The organism is Enterococcus florum (assembly GCF_004309355.1).
Classification (GTDB): Bacteria; Bacillota; Bacilli; order Lactobacillales; family Enterococcaceae; genus Enterococcus_A; species Enterococcus_A florum.
This window is the reverse complement of sequence record NZ_BJCC01000027.1, coordinates 58,189-78,743: the sequence shown is the minus strand read 5'-3', so window position 1 is coordinate 78,743 and position 20,555 is coordinate 58,189. Positions and strand designations below refer to the sequence as shown.

The following is a 20,555-nucleotide window of genomic DNA, read 5'->3' as shown; positions in this document are numbered from 1 at the left end:
AAAAATTGTAAATATTTTGATTTTATTATAAAAAAATATGATATACTAATTTTGTTGAGGAGGGTGAGTGTTTAGCCCTCTATTTTGTATTCATAAATGCAATTAAACAACTTAAACGAGAAAGAGCGATGATTTTTCATTTAAAAAGAGAGATCAAAAGTAAGACACATTTTCTTTTTACAAAGATTATCAAATACGAAGGGTTGTATAAAATTGGGGAAGATTTTGATACTTTCTACTGGCGCAAAATATACATATCAAACACGTAAAGAGTTAATAAGAAATTTAGTCGAAGAGGGATATGAAATTGAACTTCTTTGTCCATACGGGAGTGAATTGGACTATTTCCATAATAGAGGTGTAAGACTACACAATATTGACTTTGACAATCATGGTAAGAATCCAATCAGGGAGTTTTTTTTGATTTTCAAGTTGATAAAATTAATTAGAAAAACTAATCCGATTGTTATTTTAGGTTTTACAATTAAAATGAATATTTATGGTGCATTTGCGGCAAGAATCCTAAATATACCCTTTGTAGCAAACATTACAGGCTTAGGTACAGGTTTTTCCACAGATTTAAAACTAGAAAAACTTCTTGTTAAAATGTATAAATTTTCTTTTCGTGAAGTCTTCCATGTTTTTTTTCAAAACGAAGCCAATCAATCTTATTTTGTAAACAAGAAGATTTTAAGGGGGTCTCATTCCGTATTGGCGGGTTCTGGAATAAATTTAGAAGAATTCCAATTGGAGCCGATTGTATCAAAAGAAAATAGAGAAATTTTGTTTCTTTCAAGAATAATGAAGGATAAGGGAATTGAAGAGTTTTTGGAAGCGGCAAACATTGTGAAGAAATCGAGAAAGAAATGCATTTTTAACATCGCAGGAAGTATTGACAATAGTTACAAAGAATCAATTAGAGATCATCAGAAAAATAGCAACGTATTTTATTTGGGAGAACTGGATGATGTCAGAAATATTATAAAAAGGGCTGACGTGATAGTTCTACCATCGTATCATGAAGGAATGTCTAATGTTTTATTAGAAGCAGCAGCAATGGGACGACCGGTGATAGCAAGCAATATTCCAGGCTGCAAAGAGATTGTAAGAAATGGAGAATCGGGTTATTTAATCCCTACTAAAGATGTAAATGCGCTTGTGGGGGCGGTAGAGAAAATAATAAAAAAGGATACATATGCACTCGAACTAATGGGAAAGGAAGGACGTAAAATTGTTGAAGAACGATTTGATCGGAAAATAATTATTATAGAATATCTGAAAATCATACGAACAATCATTGATGAAGAGGATTACGGAGAGATTAGTCATGGAGAATTTAGTTCAGAAACTTAGGGCAAAGGAAACAGCACTATCGATTATCGGTCTGGGATATGTTGGACTCCCGATAGCAGTTGCATTTTCAAAAAAATTTGATGTGATTGGCTTTGATTCGAATAGTCAAAAGATCGACCAGTACAAGAGTGGTGTTGACCCAACAAATGAGGTTGGGAAAAACATTAAAAATACGACGATCCAATTTACTTCAAATCCCAATAAACTGAGAGAAGCCAAGTTTCATATTGTTGCAGTACCTACGCCTATAAACAAAGATAAAACACCAAATCTTACACCTTTGAAAACTGCAACAAATACGATTGGACAGAATTTAGTAAGGGGATCGATTGTCGTTTTCGAATCCACTGTTTATCCAGGATTGACTGAAGAAGTTTGTATTCCTATCCTAGAAAAGGTTTCGGGATTAACGTGTGGAGAGGATTTTAAGGTTGGTTATTCACCAGAAAGAATCAACCCTGGGGATCAAGTACATAGGTTAGAAAAAATCGTAAAGCTTGTTTCAGGTTCAGATAAGGATGCACTAGATATGATCGCTCAGATATACGATACAATTGTTGATGCTGGAACGTATAAAACTTCTTCTATTAAGGTTGCCGAAGCAGCAAAAATTATTGAAAATTCTCAAAGAGATATCAATATAGCTTTTATGAATGAGTTATCAGTTATATTTCATCGAATGGAAATAGATACGAAAGAAGTTTTAGAGGCAGCCAAAACGAAGTGGAATTTTTTAGATTTTACTCCTGGTTTAGTTGGGGGACACTGTATAGGTGTAGATCCATATTATTTAACTCATCAGTCCGAAGCTTTGGGTTACCATCCGGAAGTAATACTAGCAGGGAGAAAAATAAATGATGGACTTGGAAAAAGAATCGCACAAGAATTAGTAAAAATGTTAGCTCAAAAAAATGGTGGCATTTGTACAGCTAGAGTAGGTATTTTTGGTATTACATTTAAGCAAAACTGTCCAGATACGAGAAATACAAAGGTATTAGACATTATCGAGGAATTAAGAGAGTTTACAATAGATCCAATTGTATATGACCCTATTGCTGATTCTGTCCATGTGGAAAATGAACTCCAGATTTCACTTGTTCACGAGGAAGAAATGAGCGATCTTGATGCAATAGTCTTAGCCGTAGATCATGATGTATTTAAAGAGAAAGAAATAGATTATTGGATCTCTAAATTGACTAATTCTAAAATTATTTTTGATATTAAGGGTATGTTAAGCAAAAAAGATTTTCTAGAATTTGGAATGAATTATTGGAGGCTTTAGAAAATCGTATGAACCAAATGAAAAAAAAGAAAATTGTTATGGTTCTTCCGAGTCTAAGAGTGGGAGGAGCAGAAAAACTCTTCGTAAATATTGCTAATCGATTAGACAAAAAAAAGTATGATGTCATTTTAATTGTGTTTGAGAAAAAGGGAGCCTTAAGAAAAATAGTAAACAAGGAAGTAACCATTCAAACATTGTGTTATCGAAGTAAAATAAAAAAAATAACAAATTTGATCTTAACAATTTGCCGAATAAAGCCAGATATTACTTTTTCTACAGTGTTCAATGCAAATACATTTTGTGGAATAGTTAATTTTTTTTATAAAGATTGTTTATACATAGGAAGAGAAACTATGGTGCATTCGGAAGTTATTAATAATCAAAACGCTATAACAAAATTTTTTGTTCAAGCTATTTATAAATATTTAATTTCTCGCTTGGATATTATAATTGCTCAGTCGGAATTTATGAAAAGTGAACTGAATAATCTTATTAATCGTTCTGATAAGAAAATCTACATATTATCAAATCCGATAGATAAACAAGATATAGATTATCCAATAATCGAAAATGAAACAAAAAATCTATTATCTATTGGAAGATTAGTACCATTGAAGAGAACTTTACTTTTGCTGGAGATAATGAAAGGGTTAAATAGTGATTATCATCTAACTATAGTCGGAGATGGTCCAGAGAAAAGTAAAGTGCAAAATATGATTTTCAAATTAAATCTTCAAAATAGAGTAACATTATGTGGCGAATTGATAGAGATATCAGATCTTTATAGAAAATCAGACTTATTAGTGGTGTCCTCTGCATATGAATCCTATCCTAATGTAATCATGGAAGCTTTATCCTTCGGAAAAAGAGTAGTAGCATTTGATGTTCCTGGGGCAATTAAGGAGATATTGACTAACCCTTTGAGAGGAAAAGTAGTTAGAAATGGGGATATAGCTACTTTCAGAAAGACCATTGAGGAAATTACTAGAGAAGATATTGATCCTGAACGCATCACTGAGACAATAGAAAATCAAAGTTGGAAAATTTATATTGAACAGTTGGAGAAAATATTCGAAACAAGGAGATAATTTTTGTGCGATACCAAATCAATCTTACGGATCTTTTAGACATTATTAAGAAAGAAAAATGGATACTACTATTAGGAACTAGTATTGTAACTTTATTTATTGTTTTAGGGAGTATTCTCTTTATCACACCTAAATACACTTCCTCAGCCCAATTAATTGGAGGGATAGATTCAAAAAATCAAAGTGAAGTGAATGCTAATATTTTGTCCATAACAACATATAAAGACTTTGCTAAAAGTACTGTTGTTTTAGGAACTGTAATGAATGAACTAGAAGAAGATGACATTAGTTTAGAACAATTGAAAAAAAGTATTGAGGTGAAGCAATCTCCGGACTCACAAGTTTTCACTATTCAAGCTACGTCAGAAAGTTCTAGAAAAGCTGTTAGATTAGCAGATAAAACTTCACAAGTTTTTCAGGAAAAAGCGAGAGAAATTTTAAAAAATGATACAATTACAATTGTTTCTCCAGCCGGAAATGATACACAAAAAATATCACCTAATTTAAAAATATCATTTATTTCTGGGTTGATAATTGGAATATCGATAACACTGATAATTGTGCTTGTTAAAGATGTTTTTAATGGAACCGTGAAAAACGAGCGCTATATCGAAGAGATTTATAATATAGTGCCTTTAGGAAGTTTAGAAAAAATAACTGTTAAAGAGGCAACGAGAATAGGAAACTTAAGATTAGAACAGTCTATTCATTTGAGACGTAGAAAGTGATTCAAGAGAAAGGTCCTCAAAAAATGAAAAAAAGCCAAAAAACATTTCCTTTAATGTCTTTTTTTGTAAAGGATTCCTCCTATGTCCAGCAATTAAGAACGATTCGAACTGGAATAAATTATATAGCTAAAATAAAGAATAGTAATACTTTAATGTTTACTTCCTCGGAGGCGAATGAAGGTAAAACTACAACAATAGCTAATTTAGCAATTTCTTATGCTGATAAAGGGACGAAAGTTCTCTTAGTGGATGCTGATATGAGAAATCCGAGTATCCATAAAGCATTTCAACTTACAAATGAACTAGGATTAAGCAACTTACTATCCGATGAAGATATAAAATTCGATGATGTAATTAAATGCACGATTATTGAAAATTTAAGTATTATTACTAGTGGTTCTTCAAAAAAAGAGCCTTCAGATTTATTAGATTCACAAAATTTTGATTTTTTTATAGATTCTTGTAAATCAAAATTTGATTTAATTCTTTTTGATACTCCACCTTTAATTGTTTCTAGTGATTCCTTAATTGTATCAAATAAAGTAGAGGGTTTAATTCTTATTGTTCGAGAAAATTTTACAAAAAAAAAATCTTTAAAAAGAGCGATGGATATGATCCAATTGTCTGAAAGTTCTTTATTTGGAATAATTTACAACGATACGAAGAAATCAAAATTTTCTGGATACTATTGAGGCCATAAATGATTGATATAAAAAAACTAAGCTTTTTTTCATTGTATGTTTGCATTATTGCAATTTTATCGTTGCAATTTTTACCAGAACTAAAAATTTTAAAAAATGGTGTTCTTTGTATTTGTATCCTTTTGGGAATTATTCTTATTTTAAAAAGAGGTAAGTTTTTTCTAACGTATTATTGTCTATTCTATGTCTTCTTTTTACTTTACAATTGTTTTCAATCAATCTATCTAAGAAATAGTCAAGCTGAGTATACATTATTTCAAATGTTCACTTGTTTTATACTAATTGTAGTTACAGTTAATATACTTGTTTCCAATGGACAAATTGAGCGCTCACTTTATGCTGTTATTACGGGAGGCACAGTATTTTCACTTGTCGTATTTTCAAAATATAATTTTAATATTGCCCAAATCAGTTCTGCTTTAAGCCAAGGGACTCGAATAGGCTCAGAATTGACGAACCCAAATTTCTTAGGAATCATTTGTTCTTATGTTGCTTGCCTAGGAATTTTCCTTTTTTTTGAAAATATAAAAAATAAAAATTACACTAACATGATATTCATAGGTGGATCGACAATTCTTTGTTTTTCTTTCTCAATTTTATCTGGTTCGAGAAAGACGTATCTTACTCTCTTTGTTGGGTTCATTATCTTTTTCTATTCTTTTTTAAAAAAGAATTTAACACTCAAACGTGTTTTTGTTTCAAGTATATTTTTTATTATCATCATAACAATGTTTAGAAAATTAGATATGTTTACTTTAAGTAGAGAGAGGCTACAACAGCTAATTTTTATGTTTTTTGGTGAAGGTACTGCAGAGGGGTCGATGAATCATAGAAAATTGCTTATTGAACAAGCTACCCAGCTCTTTTTTAAGCGTCCCTTTTTTGGGAATGGAATTGAGTCAGTTAGAGAAACTACAGGATATTATGCACACAATAATTTCGTTGAGATTTTAGCAAATAACGGAGTAATAGGTTTTCTAATCTATTATTCATCATATTTCATAACTTTTATTTGTCTAATTATTGTAAAAAATAAAAAAGATGTTCTTTATTCATGTATGCTATTTACTTTTTTTTCTATTCTTATTAATGAAGTGGCGCAAGTTACTTATTATGATCGATTTTCGCAGATTCGTTTTGCAATCATTAGTTCCTACTTAATAATTGAATTATATTCAGAAAAGGGAAAAAATGTATAAAAATCTAACAATTAAAAATATTAGTTCTTCATTTGGATTACAGATCATCAATACGGTTAGCGGTTTGATATTATCAGGATTAATTATTAATTTTTATGGTTCTAATATCAACGGAACAATAATATCAATCACTAGTTTATTAAATTATATTACAGTATTGGATTCAGGTTTGACAGGAGTTATCAAATTTGAACTGTATGAACCTTTGTCAAAAAATAATTGGACCAAAATATCTTCTATTTTAGCTTCAGCAAGGATTTTTTTTAAGCGAATTGCGATTACATTTCTAGGTTACATTTTTCTGCTTTTAGTCTTATACACAAAAGTATTGGAATCAACAATATCAAAGAGTAGCATAAATCTTTTAATAATTGCTATTAGTCTGATTCTTTTTTTTGAATACTACTCAGGGATATCAAACCGTCTTCTTATTTTAGCTGACAATAAGCATGTATTCTACTATACTTTACAAAGTGTAGTTACTATAATAAATCTCTTTTTATCAATCATTTTGATCCATTTTAAACAGAGCATTATATTGGTTAAATTTGTTAATTCCTCGATTTTTTTGATTAACCCTCTATGTCTATTTTTTTATGTAAAAATAAAGTATAAAATTGATTATGATATTCAACCAGAAGAGAATGCATTTATACAAAGATGGGATGGCTTAGCTCATCACATTGCCAATCTATCAAGAAATAACATTGACATTTTATTAATGACTATTTTTTTCTCACCCAGAGAAATATCTATATATTCTGTTTATATGATGATATTAAATGGAATAGGTCGTTTTTCTAGAATTCTGACGACAGGAATGGACTCTATAATAGGCAAAATGTTAGCTCTAAAAGAGTATGACCTTTTAAAAAATTATTTCGATAGAGCCCAATTTCTTTTCGCATTGGTTGTTTATATTTTTATAACAACAATAAGTGAAGTTATAATTCCGTTCTTGAATATCTATATTAATGACGGCAAGAATCAAGGATATCTGAATGCTGATTTCATGATATTGATTGTTTTGTGTCAGTTGATTGTTCTATTAAGGACACCATATAACCATGTTGTTTTTTCTGCAGGGAAATATAAAGAGACTAGGGGGATCGCATTAACCGAGGTAGCACTAAACACTATTCTTTCTTTTCTTTTTATAGCTATATTTGGAATTAATGGATTAGTTTTAGGTACTTTATTAAGTTCATTATATTATTTGATTAGAGTTGAACTATTTATCAAAACAAGCTCATTAGCTAATATTATATCCGTTAATGTTAAGCAACAAGTGATTTTCACTATATTTGGAGTTTTAATATATTTAGTTTCACAGGTAGATCTAATTAAAATATCAAATTGGTCAGACTTTATTATCGTTGGATCAATTGTTTTTGTTAAAAACTGTTTCCTTTTTTTGTTAATAGGAGTAGTCTTCTTTCCAAAACAAAGAAAAATATGGTTAAATTTTTTTTTGAAGAGGTGAAAAATGAACGACGATAATAAAATTAGATTTTTAGTCACTGGCGGAGCAGGATTTATCGGAAGTAATCTGTGTGAATATTTAATCGAACATGGTCACCATGTTCGTTGTTTGGACAATCTGTCTACAGGAAACTTGGAAAACATCAGCCATTTATTAGATAACAAATCTTTCGAATGGATTGAAGGCACAATTACGGATTATGATACGTGCTTGACTGCTACAAGAGATGTTGATTATGTTTTGCATCAGGCGGCACTGGGGAGTGTCCCCCGAAGTATGGCTTTCCCACTGCTTTATGAAGAAGCGAATATAAAAGGAACTTCTAATATGTTGGAAGCGAGTCTAGCACAAGGGGTTAAAAAATTTGTTTACGCATCGAGTTCTTCAGTTTACGGCGATTCAAAACAATTACCGAAAAAAGAAGGCGAAGAGGGAAGAATACTGTCCCCCTATGCACTGACAAAAAAGGTAAATGAAGAATATGCCTCACTTTACAGTGAGGTATATGGACTACCAACTATTGGATTGAGGTATTTCAACGTTTACGGAAAGAGACAGAATCCTGATGGACAATATGCAGCTGTAATTCCTAAATTCATTCAGTGTTTGCTGAGGAATGAACCACCTATTATAAACGGGGATGGCACTCAGTCACGTGATTTTACTTATATCAAAAATGTTGTTGATGCAAATATTAAGGCTGCTTTTTCCTCAAGTGTAACTAACGGGAAAGCCTACAACATTGCTTGTGGGGATCAGTTTAGTTTAAATGAGTTACTTAAAAACTTGAAGGAATTACTTGATAAACAAGATATTGAACCTGATTTTGCTCTAGAACGTGCAGGGGATATAAAGCATTCGAATGCTGATATTTCAAAAGCACAACACGATTTTGGATATGACGTTTCCTATACTTTATTTGATGGGCTCAAAGAAACGGTCCAGTGGTATACGAACAAGTAAAAAAACGAGCAATGATTCGATCATGAATCGTTTGCTCGTTTTTTAATTTAATCAAGTGCCTCCACTATTTCCACATCTTCCCCATACCTATTCCTCACAGCTGTTTTTAACAACCTCACAGCCAAATCTTTATTTCGTGAAAGAATCGGGCCATGGAAATAAGTCCCGTAAACATTCTTATAAATAACTCCTTCACCTTCATCTTCGCCATTGTTCCCTTTCCCTTGAACAACTTTGCCAAGAGGACGTTCCCCTTTGCCGAGAAAAGTGCGGCCATTGTGATTTTCGAAGCCGTAATAAGTTTCATTGAACTCTTCATTGTGAATGATGATATCGCCAATAAAGCGATTGTTGTCTTGACTTAATGTGTAGTGATCCAACGCACCAATGCCGTTGATTTTTTCCCCATTCGCTCCGATGTAGTAGTGACCTAGTAATTGATAGCCGCCGCATACAGCTAGTATCACACCGTCATTTTCGATGTACTTGGTGAGAGCTTCTTTTTTGTCTTGGATATCTTTTGAAACGATGACTTGTTCATAGTCTTGGCCACCGCCGATAAAGACAAGGTCGTATTTATTGGGATCAAACTCTTGATGGATACTGATGATTTCGGTCTTTAAATCGATCCCCATTTTTTTTGCGTAATATTTGAACATCAGCATATTGCCGTTATCGCCATAAGTATTCAGTAAATTTCCATAAAGGTGAGCCAAATTTATTTCATAATTATTAGCCACGATCCATTCCCCCATCAATATAGCCTTTTTGGGCTAGTTCTTTCCGTAGCTGAAGGACAGCCGTATAGGTTGCCAAGATATAAACGTGTTCTGTCGGCAATTGTTTGATACCTTCGATCACATCTGGAAGGCTTTCTTTTTCAGTCAGACGTTCTTCCGGGATGCCTGCAACTTTTAAACGTAATGCCATGTCTACATGGCGATCTCCGCCAGCAATGACGGCTGGAATAGTCATTTCGGCAAAAGCCTCATGATTTCCGTCCCAGATCCAGCTGACGTCGATTCCATCAGCATAATTTGCGTTGAGCAGTGAAACAAGTGAAAAAGGGTAGGGAGCCAATCCAATCATATCGATTACTTGGTTTAGGCCGACAGGATTTTTTACTAACACCAACGTGCATTTCTTTCCATTGATCTCAAACTCTTCTTGTCGTCCAAAGACTTTTTCATCATAACCTAAGCCTTGTTTGATTTTCTCTGGCGAAACGTTATAGTGCTCAGCGACTGCTGTTGCAGCTAGGGCATTGTAGACATTGTACATGCCGCCAACTTCGATTTTATAGTCGTTGCCGTCGATCACGAACTCAGATGAAGTATTGTCCATCGCCCGCATTTCAGTGAGCTTGTATTGCAATTCTGGACGGTGAAATCCGCAGTTTGGGCAATAATATTTGCCAAGATTCGCATAAGTGATCATCTTGTATTGCAAAATATGTTGGCACCTTGGACATAATAAGCCATCCGTATTGTAGTGCGCCTCTTGTTCTTTGTCTGGCAAATGATCAAACCCATAATATTCACGTGGGTTGACCGTTTCCAAAGAGTTAAAGATCGGAGAATCTCCGTTACAAAGAATCGGAGCATTTGGTGATTTAGCAGCTCCCTCAACGATCATGCGATAAGTTGTATAGATCTCTCCATAGCGGTCCATCTGATCGCGAAAAATATTGGTAAACAGAAATAGTTCTGGCTTAATATATTCAGTTACCTTGCTCAAACTGGCTTCATCAATCTCAAGGACAGCGAATTTCTTTTGGCCCTTAGTATTTTTGGCTTGTAAAAAGGTAGAAACGATCCCTTGAACCATATTCGCACCAGTAGGGTTTGTTAACACATGGTCAAATTCTTGTTTTAAAATATTGACTGTCAATGCGGTCGTCAAAGTTTTTCCGTTTGTCCCAGTAACAACAACGACATGATAGTCCTTCGCTAGTGTGTCTAATATCTTTGGATCAAGTTTTAACGCAAGTTGTCCAGGATAACTGGATCCTCCTTTAAAAAATGTTCGCAATACCCATTGGGCGGTCTTTCCAGCCGTGATAGCTAGTTGACTTCGTAAACCCATTCCGCGTCCTCCATGTCTTTATACAAATTTAGTTTATCTTATCATATTTGAAAAAAAAGTTTAAACAGGTTTCCTCTTTCTTAATCTTTCGATAAAAAAGGCAGGAGCAAGGCTCCTAGCCGATGATGATTTTTTCTTCCGGATACTCGTAGCCCAAATCGCGGGTTTCTTTTGGAATAAACAATAGCAAAGTATAAAGCATGCCGATTCGACCAATAAACATCAAGATGGCAATCATGATTTTTCCAGTTGTAGACAAATCATCTGTAATTCCTAAAGACAATCCTGTTGTTCCAAAGGCCGAAGTGACCTCGACAATAATCGCAATCAAGGAATGCTTTTCCGTAGCTGTTAGAAACAGGATACTGAAAAAGCACATCCCCATGGAAAGCATAAAAACCACGACTGATTTACGAACATCGTCTTGCGGAATCCGACGATTGAAGACATTGATATCCTCTTCATTTTTTATGAAAGAATAGAGATACAAGCCGATAATCGCGATTGTCGTCGTTCGGATTCCACCGCCAACAGAGCTTGGAGAACAGCCGATAAACATCAGCATGGAAAAAATAATAAGTGTCGTGTTTTGGAATTGATTCAAATTATGGATCTGCAGTCCTGCATTTCTCGTAGTAATCGAGTAAAAGGACGAGTTCAACCACTGGTCAAGAAAGCTCATATGGCTAAAACTGTGATTTCTTTCCAACAGCCAAATCGCCAAAGCGCCACCAACAAAAAGAATAAAAAAAGCCAGCAGTGCGATTTTTGAAAATAAACTAAAGCGATATGGAATCTTTGATGGGCTTTTTCGGTGATACACCCAGCCATGAAAGTCCATCAAAACCGGAAATCCAATCCCTCCAATAAAAATCAGCAGCATGATCAACAAAATAAATAAAGAATCATGCGCAAAAGGGATGATCGAATCTCCCGAAACATCAAAACCGGAATTTGTAACAGCTGATATAGATTGATAAAACCCATAAAAAATCGATTCCCTAAGAGTCGAATAGTAACCTTTCCAATAAAAATAGGCAGAAAACAAAACACCAAAGATTGCTTCGATACATAAGAGCATGGTCAAGGTGATACGAATCAGATTAACGACACCGCTCAGTCGAGGTTGGTTCATGTCCGTCATGATCAGCTGACGCTGCTTTAAGGTAATTCTACGTTTTGAAACAATAAAAAAGAATGTGCTGATCATCATGATCCCCAAACCACCAATATGAAAAAGTACTTCCAATAAGAGCACACCGGTTTGATTGAAAACACTATTGATATCAAATGTTGTCAGCCCCGTTACGGAGATCGTAGAAATGGCCATAAAGACCATATCTAAAAAAGGCACCTGAGAATCCGGTTGCCTAAAGAAAGGGGTGTAAAACAGGATCAAAGATAAAACAGTCATGATCAAATAATAAAAAACAATAATCTGAATCGAAGAAAAACGATTCGTGATTTTTCTGAAATATTGTCTCAAACCATTGATGCGTCGAGTGAGATTCATGAAAAGCTCCTTAACTAGAATTGTATCTAGTATATCATGAGTGGATCGAAAAACGAAGGACCTCCACCGTTAGCACTCTCTTGACAAGAGTGCTAATTTGGTGTAAAACAAAAGTGTAGAGAGGTTCAGAGAGCTCTACGAAAAATCATCTAGGAAGGAAGATGTTATCATGGCAAATTTGATTCCAAGAAACAATGATTTGATGTCTATGGGCGGTGATTTCTTTGATAGTTTCTTCTCTAACTTTATGGGCAGCGATCGTTTCAATGTAGACATTAAGGAAACTGACAAAACGTATGAAGTCAAAGCAGATCTACCAGGTTTTTCGAAAGAAGATTTGACCGTCGACTATCAGGATGGGGTTTTGACGATTGATGCAAAACGCAACAACGTAGTAGAAGACAAGGATGAGGAAGGGAACTTTTTGCGACGTGAACGCAGCAGTAAATCCTTCCGTCGACAATTTATGCTAAAAAATATCGATGAAAATACCATTCAGGCAAGTTTTAGAGATGGTGTTTTGAGTCTGGAATTAACGAAAATGCGACCAACGGACAATGATAGAAAAAGAATTGAAATCAATTAAAGAGGAACCTAACAGCACAGCAGCCGATCCGCAGGATCGGCTGTTTTTTCTATGATTGCTTAATCAGAATCATTTTAGTTTGTGAAAAAAATATTTTTGCACACAACTAGAGGTTAACATTTTTATTCAGTTGAAAAGTGAATACTTAGGTTTACAGGCTATTTAATGGCTTTTCTTGAATACCACAAAAAAAAGATTGACAAATACTTTTTTTAAAGCTATATTTAGTTTGTGAATAGTACCAATGGTTCTTTTTTAGAACCAAAGGATTTTTTAGGAAGGGGATTAGAAGTTGATAGGAGTTTTAGTGGTTGCTCATGGTGATTTGGGAAAGGCGTTGTTGGATTCAATCGGAATCATTGCAGGAAAGGTGGAATGTGCAGACTCGGTCGGATTGCATCATGGAGATAGTCCTGATGAATTCCGAACAAAAATTCAAAAGGCAGCAATGGCATTGGATACTGGAAAAGGTGTATTGGTATTAGTGGACTTTTTTGGTGGAACACCAGGGAATGAGACACTAAAGTGTTTAGCGAATCACGAAATGAAAGTGCTTTCTGGAGTAAATATGGCAATGCTGTTAGAAGTAGTAGTTCATCGAGCGTTTATTACAGATATCGAGGAACTGAGTAAGCTTGCATTGGAAAGCGGGAAAACAAGTATTCAGGATTTGAATCAGATTTACGAAAAAATGATCGAAAAAGCGGGGGATTAAAATGGGGACTATCGTACTAGCAAGAATTGATGATCGACTGATCCATGGACAGGTGATGACTTCCTGGCTAAATTATACTGGAGCCAATCGAATTATTATCGTGGATGATGAAACTGCAAATGATACTTTTTTGAAAATGATCGTAACATCTGTGGCACCAGCTAATATCAATACAGAGGTGTTTGATATGGCCGGAGGGGTGACTGCCTTAAAAAATTTGGCTGATAACGACAAGGTGATTGTCTTGGTCAAGTCACCCGCAGTTTATGTGGAGTTGATGAAACAAGGCGTGATTTTAGAGAAGGTTAATATTGGCGGCATGGGTGCAAAAGAAGGAAGGAGCAAATTTTATAAAAATATTTCAGCCTCTGAAGCTGAAAAAGCGTGTTTAGCTGAGTTAGTGAACAATGGAGTAGCGGTCAGTATTCAAATTATTGCCGAAGACAAAGCAATCGATGTAGCCAAGTTGTTGAGTTAGGGGGACCAGCAATGAACATATCTTTCATACAAGCGTTTCTAATTGGAATTGTTTATTATCTAGGAGTTACAGGAACACCATGGCTGTCATTATTGGGAAGTATTTCGTTTATGCAAAAACCGTTAGTTGCCGGAACCGTGGTAGGAATTATCATGGGGGATCCGGTTCAAGGAGTGATCATTGGTGCGGCGATTCAGCTGCCATACATTGCATTTATTTCGGCTGGAGGGACAGCACCCGTAGACCCTGGGTTGGCAGGAACTTTGGGCACTGCTTTGGCATTGGCTTCGGGAGCTGATCCTCAGACGGCAGTGACCCTCGCAATGCCGATTGGACTATTAGGAACGGTCATTTGGGTAGCGCATATGACCATCGACGTTTTCTTTGTTCATATGGCGGATAAAGCGGCAGAAGATGGCAACTTAGATCGAATCAATTTTCTGCACGTGGTGCCACCGCAAATCGTTCTCTTTTTGATCAGTGTCATCCCGGTAACTTTTGCCGCTTACTATGGTTCAGGAGCAGTGACAACGATTCTATCTTATTTAGATGGTACGCCATTGCATGTGCTTCAAGTTATCGGTGGATTGCTTCCGGCACTGGGGATTGCAATGAACCTGCGTTCGATTAATCGGCCGAATACGATGCTGTTCTTTGTACTCGGGTTTGTCATGGCCATCTATATGCAGTTGGATGTTATTGTAATTGCCGTGATCGGTGCGATCATCGCTTACTTGTATACAATCACACCAAGAAATCAAATTGGCGGAATCAGCTAAAAGGGGGAGTAAACTATGGAACAATCGTTAGAAAATGAAGCAAAACTGCAGAGAAAGGAACTCTCGAAAAAAGATGTGACTCGTTCCTTTTGGCGCTGGACCTTTTTTAGTCATGCGAATTACAACTATGAAAGGTTAGAAGCAACGGGGCTGGTCCATTCCTTAAGCCCGATCATAAAAAAACTTTATGCGGATGATCCGGAAGAATATAAGAATGCATTGAAACGACATATGGCCTTCTTTAATACAGAGCCTCATTTTGGCGGAATCATTTGTGGAATGGTTATTGCGATGGAAGAGGACCGAGCAAACGGCGCCCCGATCACGGATGATGCGATCAACGGAATCAAAACTGGTTTGATGGGACCTTTTGCAGGGATCGGCGATACGCTATGGCAGGGGACCTTGACACCGATTTTGCTGGCTTTTGGTGTGAGTCTTGGTGCCGAAGGGAATTTAATGGGACCTGTCGTCTATGGTCTATTGATGTTTGGAATCATGTTCTCTTTAGCCTATGGGGTATGGATGCAAGGCTATAAAATGGGGAAAGCTGGGATTGAGAAAATTTTGAGCAGTAATATTCTGCAGTATTTGATCACAGGAGCTTCTGCAATGGGGGCCATCGTTCTTGGCGCTTTGACTGCAAACTTTGTATCAGTGTCCTCCCCATTTGTCATTAAAGTAGGCAGCGTAGAGCTAGGGTTGCAAGAGGATATCTTGGATAAGCTTTTTAAAGGCATCTTGCCTCTGGGGATCACACTGTTAACATTGTATTTGTTGAAGAGCAGGAAATTAAAGTCTACTACAGTAATGTTGATCCTAGTAGTTATCGGAGTGGTATTTGGTGCATTAAATATATTTTAGAGGATGGTTGTAAATGAGAACAGCAGTTTTTTATGGAGTTGAAGATCTGCGTATTGAAGAATGTGAATTGCCGCAAGTATCTGCAAATAAAGTGTTGATCAAGATAGATGCTTGCGCGATTTGTACTTGGGAGCAACGTGTCTATACAGGGGTGAAAAAAGTCGACTATCCCTTTATTGGTGGACATGAGATTGCTGCAGAAATCGTAGCTGTCGGCAGTGAAATTGATCAGAAAAGCTGGAAAATTGGTGACAAAGTCGTTTTTGGAACAAATTTGGCTTGCGGAAACTGTGAATTTTGTAAAAGCGGCGAGGAACAAAATTGTTTGGATTTCAATCACAGCAAGCAGTTGGAAGGATTGCCGCACAAAGGAATGGGTGGATTATCCGAGTTCATGCTCGTTGAGCCCAAGCACATTTTTCACTATTACAATGTTTCCCCAGAAGAAGCAGCATTGACGGAGCCTTTGTCATGTGTTGTACACAGCTGTGAGACTGCGAATATTCAATATGGAGATTTAGTAGTGGTGATTGGATGCGGGATCATGGGCCAATTGCATGTAGCACTGGCGTCTAAGAGTGGAGCAACAGTGATTGCTTGTGATTTAAATGACGAACGCCTCGATTTGGCAAAGAAAAATGGGGCACATTACTGTGTCAATTCAGGAACTCAACAATTAAAAACGGAAGTCGACCGAATCTCTCATGGTTTGAGGGCGAATGTCGTATTTGATACCACACCGATCACGGATTTGGTGCAAGATTCGATTGAGATCGTTTCAAATACTGGAAAAGTCGTGTTGTACTCTTCTTTCTATCCGGATGAACCTGTCGGCTTCAGTCCGGACAGGTTGCATAAAGGTGGGTACAGCATTAGGGGGACTGCTAATTCGAATAGTCGGGATTTTGTTCGTGCTGCTAAAATGATTAGCGAACGAACAATTGATGTTCGTCCGTTTATCAGCGAAGTCGTACCATTCGATGAGGTGGAAGCTGGGTTTAGGTCTGCCATCAAAGGAGACAAGTATCGTGTAGTAGTGAAGTTTTAAGAAATAATTTTTCCAAACGAGACAGTCTAGCTTTTCACTTATCGTAAAGGTGAGATATAATCGAGTTGATAAAAAAAGCGGGATAACAAGTTAGACTGTCTGTTTGAATAAGAATTCTTCGTTGATTTTTTTCTTATTAAACTAGACAACATAAGGAGGATTTTCAATGGAGGAATTCGTTCCAAAGTACAAAAGAGTCAGTGAAGATATTCAAAATTTGGCAAAGGTGTTGAGTGGACAAGGCAAACCACTTCCTAGTGAACGGCAGTTGTCGAGTACCTTTAAGGTCAGCCGTACCACAGTAAAGCGGGCACTCGAATCTTTAGAAAGACAAGGAATCGTAACGTACATTGAAGGAAAAGGGTATATTATTCCAAATCGAGATGTAAAAATCAATTCCAGTATGCATATTTCTGGTTTTTATGAAGACATTGTTTCCAGAAAAAAACGGGTTAGCTCAAAGGTGCTGAAAAAAAATGTGATCCAAGCGGACCGAGAATTGAGTGAGCAGCTTCAGATCGAAGAAAATGATTACGTTTTCTACTTGTTGCGCTTACGAAGCGTCGATGGCATGGTTTATTCATTAACAGAGAGTTTCCTTCCCCTAAGAAGGTGCCCAGAGATTGGATCTTATGATCTCACCGATAAATCGTTATGGAAAACCTTGAATGAATTCGGCATTTACCCGGAGATCATCAGTCAAAAAATCAGCGCTCGAATGGCCAATTACTCTGAAATACAATATTTGAATATTTCCAATCCAGCAGTAGTAATGGTGGTCAATAACTTGGCTTACTTTGAGGATAAGCCAATCGAGCTTTCCTACGTGTATACAGATGTCTTCTCAACGAATCTTGAATATCGATTTAACCGATAACAAGGAGGAGAAAAATGTTAGTAACATTAAAAGAGCTTTTAACTGACGCCAAAGAAAAGCAGTATGCGGTAGGTGCCTTTAATGTACCGAATCTTGAAGCAATCAGAGCTGTGATTCAGGCGGCGGAAGAATTAAACACCCCCGTCATTTTGCAACACGCGGAGGTTCATGAAAATTTGGTTTCTATTGAGGAAATTGGTCCAGTCATGCTGGCCTTTGCTCAAAAAGCGAAGGTACCTGTAGCCGTTCATTTGGACCATGGGGCTTCTTATGAAATGTGCGTCAAAGCGATTCGTATGGGTTTCACTTCAGTCATGTATGACGCATCAAGCAAGCCCTATGAAGTCAATCGAGATGAAACAAAGGAAATCGTTAAGATCGCACATGCTGCAGGAGTTTCTGTGGAGGCAGAGTTAGGTCATATTTTCACTTCTGCAGTTGGCGGCGGTGAAGGTCGTGGATCAGACTCTTGTGATGATTATGAAAACCTAGATGATATTTATACAGATCCAGATTTGGCGAAAGCATTCGTTGAAGCTACAGGAGTTGATTGTTTAGCGATTGGATTTGGCACAGTTCACGGTGTCTATTTGAAAGAACCTAAGCTTGATTTAGATCGGATCACACAAATCAAAACTAAAATCGACCTGCCATTTGTCATGCATGGCGGTTCGGGCGTCTCAGAAGAAAACTACCGAATTGCGATAAAAAATGGAATTTGCAAAATCAATTATTACACGTACATGAACAAAGCAGCAGGTAAGGCTGTTCAGGATTTCTTAGCTGACCACACAGAAAATGATTCGGTATTTTTTGATGAATTGTCTCTGGCAGCAACAGATGCAATGAAGGAAAATGCCAAAGAAGCCATGGCCATTTTCATGAAACCATAGGTGTTGTAAATGGAGCAGAATATGAATCGAATCGTTGCCTCTATCATGTGTGGAGACCCCTTAAATTTGGCTGCTGAATTAAATGATTTAGAAGCTGCTGGGATCGACTGGCTGCACTGTGATGTAATGGACGGTAAATTTGTGAATAATTTAGCAATGGCACCGTACGTGTTGGAACCGATCATTAAAATCAATCGATTTACAACGGATATTCATTTAGCTTGTCTAAATCCTGATCAGTATATTGATATGTTTGCTCCATTGAGTCCCGATTATCTTACGTTTCACATTGAGACGACTTCAGATCCGATGCGATTAATTGAACACATCCATCATTTTGGTGTGAAGGCGGGGATAGCGATTAGTCCGAGTACACCGTTACAGGCAATTGTTCCCTATTTGGATTTTGTTGAGCTGGTATTGGTGATGACTGTTAATCCAGGATTTGCCGGTCAAGCGTTTCAAAGAAACGTACTAGATAAATTGGTTCAACTAAACCTTGAACTTTCAAAAAGGGAAAACAAGCCGCTGATCGAGGTCGACGGGAATATTTACTCTGAAACGGTCAAAGAAATTAGCCGAATCGGGGCTGATTTATATGTCGTTGGAACCTCCGCATTGTTTAATCAAAAACCAGGGACTTATCGAAAGAAGACAATGGAGTTAGAAAATATATTGACTAAGAGAAGATAATGAATGCAGCATTCTTAAGGAGAAATCTTTCAGAATGCTGTTTTTTATATGGATGTGTGATCGGAGTTGTTCATCTACTTTGACAAAATAATTAGAATTACTCACAGTGACTATCATTTTAAGTCTTTTTACACATATATGTCGCTTGTCAATCATTGCTGCAAAATAGTCAATCGATCGGGCTGTTATACGAAGTGACCACATTGAAAACGAAACGCTTTAAGGGAAGTAAAGATTTGGCAGATCGTTGCTCTCTTTTTCATTGAATAAACTGGGTGATATGTATGGGAGGCTGACTTTGTCCATCCAGCTTTTTTTACAAATCATACTGATTCTATCTTTCGGCAGTCACTCTGACAGGTTGAATCGAATAGCTGCAGATGGATAAGGTTAATAAGATAAGACGAATCGGAATGCGCTTTTCACTCAATGGTTTATTTAGTCTATTCTGTTCTTATTTGATAAATTGAGGAGCATCGATCAATTTTGCCATAGTTAAATTCTTTTATTTCTCCTCTATTCATAATTCTTACTGTAAATATTTGACGTTTTCAGCTATAATACGATAGGAATGAACTGAAAGGTGAATCGAAATGGCACAGCTTTTTTTTAAATATGGCGCGATGAACAGTGGAAAGACGATCGAAATATTGAAGGTCGCTCACAATTATGAAGAACAAAACAAGCCAGTCGTACTAATGACCAGCGGCTTGGACACACGCGAGGGTGTTGGGATGATTGCCAGCCGTATTGGTTTGAAGCGTCCGGCCACACCAATCTTCGCAGAAACGAATGTATTTGACTATATCAAAGGACTGGACTTTCAGCCGTTTTGTGTGTTAGTAGATGAATCACAATTCTTACAAAAGCATCATGTGATTGAGTTTGCACAAGTGGTGGATGAGTTGAATATCCCAGTAATGGCGTTTGGACTAAAAAATGATTTTCGAAACGAACTGTTCGAAGGATCGAAATATTTGCTGCTGTATGCAGACAAATTAGAAGAATTAAAAACAATTTGCTGGTTTTGCCATAAAAAAGCAACAATGAATCTGCATTTTATTGACGGCAAACCAGTCTATGAAGGTGATCAGGTGCAGATTGGCGGAAACGAGGCTTATTATCCCGTATGCCGCAAACATTATCTTCACCCTGATGCGTTAGATGATTCCATGTAATCCACGATATTTCATTCGTTTTGAAACAAGAATAGTAGGAGGAAAATGA

Annotated in this window: 21 protein-coding genes; 18 read left to right on the top strand and 3 right to left on the bottom strand. The window is 36.4% G+C overall.

The window, feature by feature from the left end:
- Nucleotides 1-213 precede the first annotated feature (213 nt).
- Genes NRIC_RS15080 through NRIC_RS15045 form a run of 8 tightly spaced genes read left to right on the top strand, consistent with a single transcriptional unit; the run spans nt 214 to nt 8,797 of the window.
- The gene (locus NRIC_RS15080; RefSeq protein ID WP_146623535.1) at nt 214-1,353 is read left to right on the top strand and encodes a glycosyltransferase family 4 protein; all 1,140 of its coding nucleotides are present in this window, start codon (nt 214-216) and stop codon (nt 1,351-1,353) included.
- A complete protein-coding gene (locus NRIC_RS15075) occupies nt 1,328-2,635 on the top strand; it encodes a nucleotide sugar dehydrogenase (RefSeq protein ID WP_146623534.1) in 1,308 nt (435 codons plus the stop codon). The genes NRIC_RS15080 and NRIC_RS15075 overlap by 26 nt, the downstream gene beginning before the upstream one ends.
- Nucleotides 2,623-3,723 carry a glycosyltransferase gene (locus NRIC_RS15070; protein WP_146623533.1) on the top strand — a complete coding sequence of 367 codons (1,101 nt, stop codon included), beginning with the start codon at nt 2,623-2,625 and terminating at the stop codon, nt 3,721-3,723. Before NRIC_RS15075 ends, NRIC_RS15070 begins: the two co-directional genes overlap by 13 nt.
- Nucleotides 3,724-3,728: 5 nt before the next feature.
- On the top strand, nt 3,729-4,451 hold the full coding sequence (locus NRIC_RS15065) for a YveK family protein (protein ID WP_175580119.1): 723 nt from the start codon (nt 3,729-3,731) through the stop codon (nt 4,449-4,451).
- A complete protein-coding gene (locus tag NRIC_RS15060) occupies nt 4,448-5,143 on the top strand; it encodes a CpsD/CapB family tyrosine-protein kinase (protein ID WP_146623531.1) in 696 nt (231 codons plus the stop codon). Before NRIC_RS15065 ends, NRIC_RS15060 begins: the two co-directional genes overlap by 4 nt.
- Nucleotides 5,144-5,151: 8 nt before the next feature.
- Nucleotides 5,152-6,351 (top strand): O-antigen ligase family protein, encoded by a 1,200-nt coding sequence (locus NRIC_RS15055; protein WP_146623530.1) that lies wholly within the window; start codon nt 5,152-5,154, stop codon nt 6,349-6,351.
- Entirely contained in the window at nt 6,344-7,834 is a 1,491-nt protein-coding gene (locus NRIC_RS15050; RefSeq protein ID WP_146623529.1) for a lipopolysaccharide biosynthesis protein, read from the top strand. Before NRIC_RS15055 ends, NRIC_RS15050 begins: the two co-directional genes overlap by 8 nt.
- A gap of 3 nt (nt 7,835-7,837) precedes the next feature.
- Nucleotides 7,838-8,797 carry an SDR family oxidoreductase gene (locus tag NRIC_RS15045; protein ID WP_146623528.1) on the top strand — a complete coding sequence of 320 codons (960 nt, stop codon included), beginning with the start codon at nt 7,838-7,840 and terminating at the stop codon, nt 8,795-8,797.
- A gap of 47 nt (nt 8,798-8,844) precedes the next feature.
- Here the strand turns inward: NRIC_RS15045 and NRIC_RS15040 are convergent, their stop codons facing one another.
- The 3 genes from NRIC_RS15040 to NRIC_RS15030 form a co-directional block, all read right to left on the bottom strand.
- Nucleotides 8,845-9,537, bottom strand: coding sequence for a type 1 glutamine amidotransferase (locus NRIC_RS15040; RefSeq protein ID WP_307720547.1), 693 nt, complete (start codon nt 9,535-9,537; stop codon nt 8,845-8,847).
- Nucleotides 9,530-10,882, bottom strand: a complete 1,353-nt coding sequence (locus NRIC_RS15035) for a Mur ligase family protein (protein ID WP_146623526.1) — start codon at nt 10,880-10,882, stop codon at nt 9,530-9,532. The genes NRIC_RS15040 and NRIC_RS15035 overlap by 8 nt, the downstream gene beginning before the upstream one ends.
- 115 nt (nt 10,883-10,997) lie before the next feature.
- Nucleotides 10,998-12,395, bottom strand: a complete 1,398-nt coding sequence (locus NRIC_RS15030; RefSeq protein WP_146623525.1) for a TrkH family potassium uptake protein — start codon at nt 12,393-12,395, stop codon at nt 10,998-11,000.
- A gap of 169 nt (nt 12,396-12,564) precedes the next feature.
- On the opposite strand from NRIC_RS15030, the gene NRIC_RS15025 reads away from it, so the two are divergent.
- The 10 genes from NRIC_RS15025 to NRIC_RS14980 all read left to right on the top strand — a co-directional run bounded on the left by NRIC_RS15025 (nt 12,565) and on the right by NRIC_RS14980 (nt 20,506).
- The gene (locus NRIC_RS15025; RefSeq protein ID WP_146623524.1) at nt 12,565-12,981 is read left to right on the top strand and encodes an Hsp20/alpha crystallin family protein; all 417 of its coding nucleotides are present in this window, start codon (nt 12,565-12,567) and stop codon (nt 12,979-12,981) included.
- Between the two features lie 292 nt (nt 12,982-13,273).
- A complete protein-coding gene (locus NRIC_RS15020; protein ID WP_146623523.1) occupies nt 13,274-13,696 on the top strand; it encodes a PTS sugar transporter subunit IIA in 423 nt (140 codons plus the stop codon).
- A gap of 1 nt (nt 13,697) precedes the next feature.
- On the top strand, nt 13,698-14,174 hold the full coding sequence (locus NRIC_RS15015) for a PTS sugar transporter subunit IIB (RefSeq protein ID WP_146623522.1): 477 nt from the start codon (nt 13,698-13,700) through the stop codon (nt 14,172-14,174).
- Nucleotides 14,175-14,185: 11 nt separating this feature from the next.
- Nucleotides 14,186-14,953, top strand: a complete 768-nt coding sequence (locus NRIC_RS15010) for a PTS mannose/fructose/sorbose/N-acetylgalactosamine transporter subunit IIC (RefSeq protein ID WP_146623521.1) — start codon at nt 14,186-14,188, stop codon at nt 14,951-14,953.
- Nucleotides 14,954-14,968: 15 nt separating this feature from the next.
- A complete protein-coding gene (locus NRIC_RS15005; RefSeq protein WP_146623520.1) occupies nt 14,969-15,817 on the top strand; it encodes a PTS system mannose/fructose/sorbose family transporter subunit IID in 849 nt (282 codons plus the stop codon).
- Nucleotides 15,818-15,830: 13 nt separating this feature from the next.
- Nucleotides 15,831-16,865: a zinc-dependent alcohol dehydrogenase gene (locus NRIC_RS15000; protein ID WP_146623519.1), complete on the top strand. Its 1,035-nt coding sequence runs from the start codon at nt 15,831-15,833 to the stop codon at nt 16,863-16,865.
- 166 nt (nt 16,866-17,031) lie between these two features.
- Entirely contained in the window at nt 17,032-17,742 is a 711-nt protein-coding gene (locus NRIC_RS14995) for a GntR family transcriptional regulator (protein WP_146623518.1), read from the top strand.
- 14 nt (nt 17,743-17,756) lie between these two features.
- Nucleotides 17,757-18,635, top strand: a complete 879-nt coding sequence (locus tag NRIC_RS14990) for a class II fructose-bisphosphate aldolase (RefSeq protein ID WP_146623517.1) — start codon at nt 17,757-17,759, stop codon at nt 18,633-18,635.
- A 9-nt stretch (nt 18,636-18,644) separates the two neighbouring features.
- A complete protein-coding gene (locus NRIC_RS14985) occupies nt 18,645-19,328 on the top strand; it encodes a ribulose-phosphate 3-epimerase (protein WP_227873821.1) in 684 nt (227 codons plus the stop codon).
- 593 nt (nt 19,329-19,921) lie between these two features.
- On the top strand, nt 19,922-20,506 hold the full coding sequence (locus NRIC_RS14980; protein WP_146623516.1) for a thymidine kinase: 585 nt from the start codon (nt 19,922-19,924) through the stop codon (nt 20,504-20,506).
- Nucleotides 20,507-20,555 lie beyond the last annotated feature (49 nt).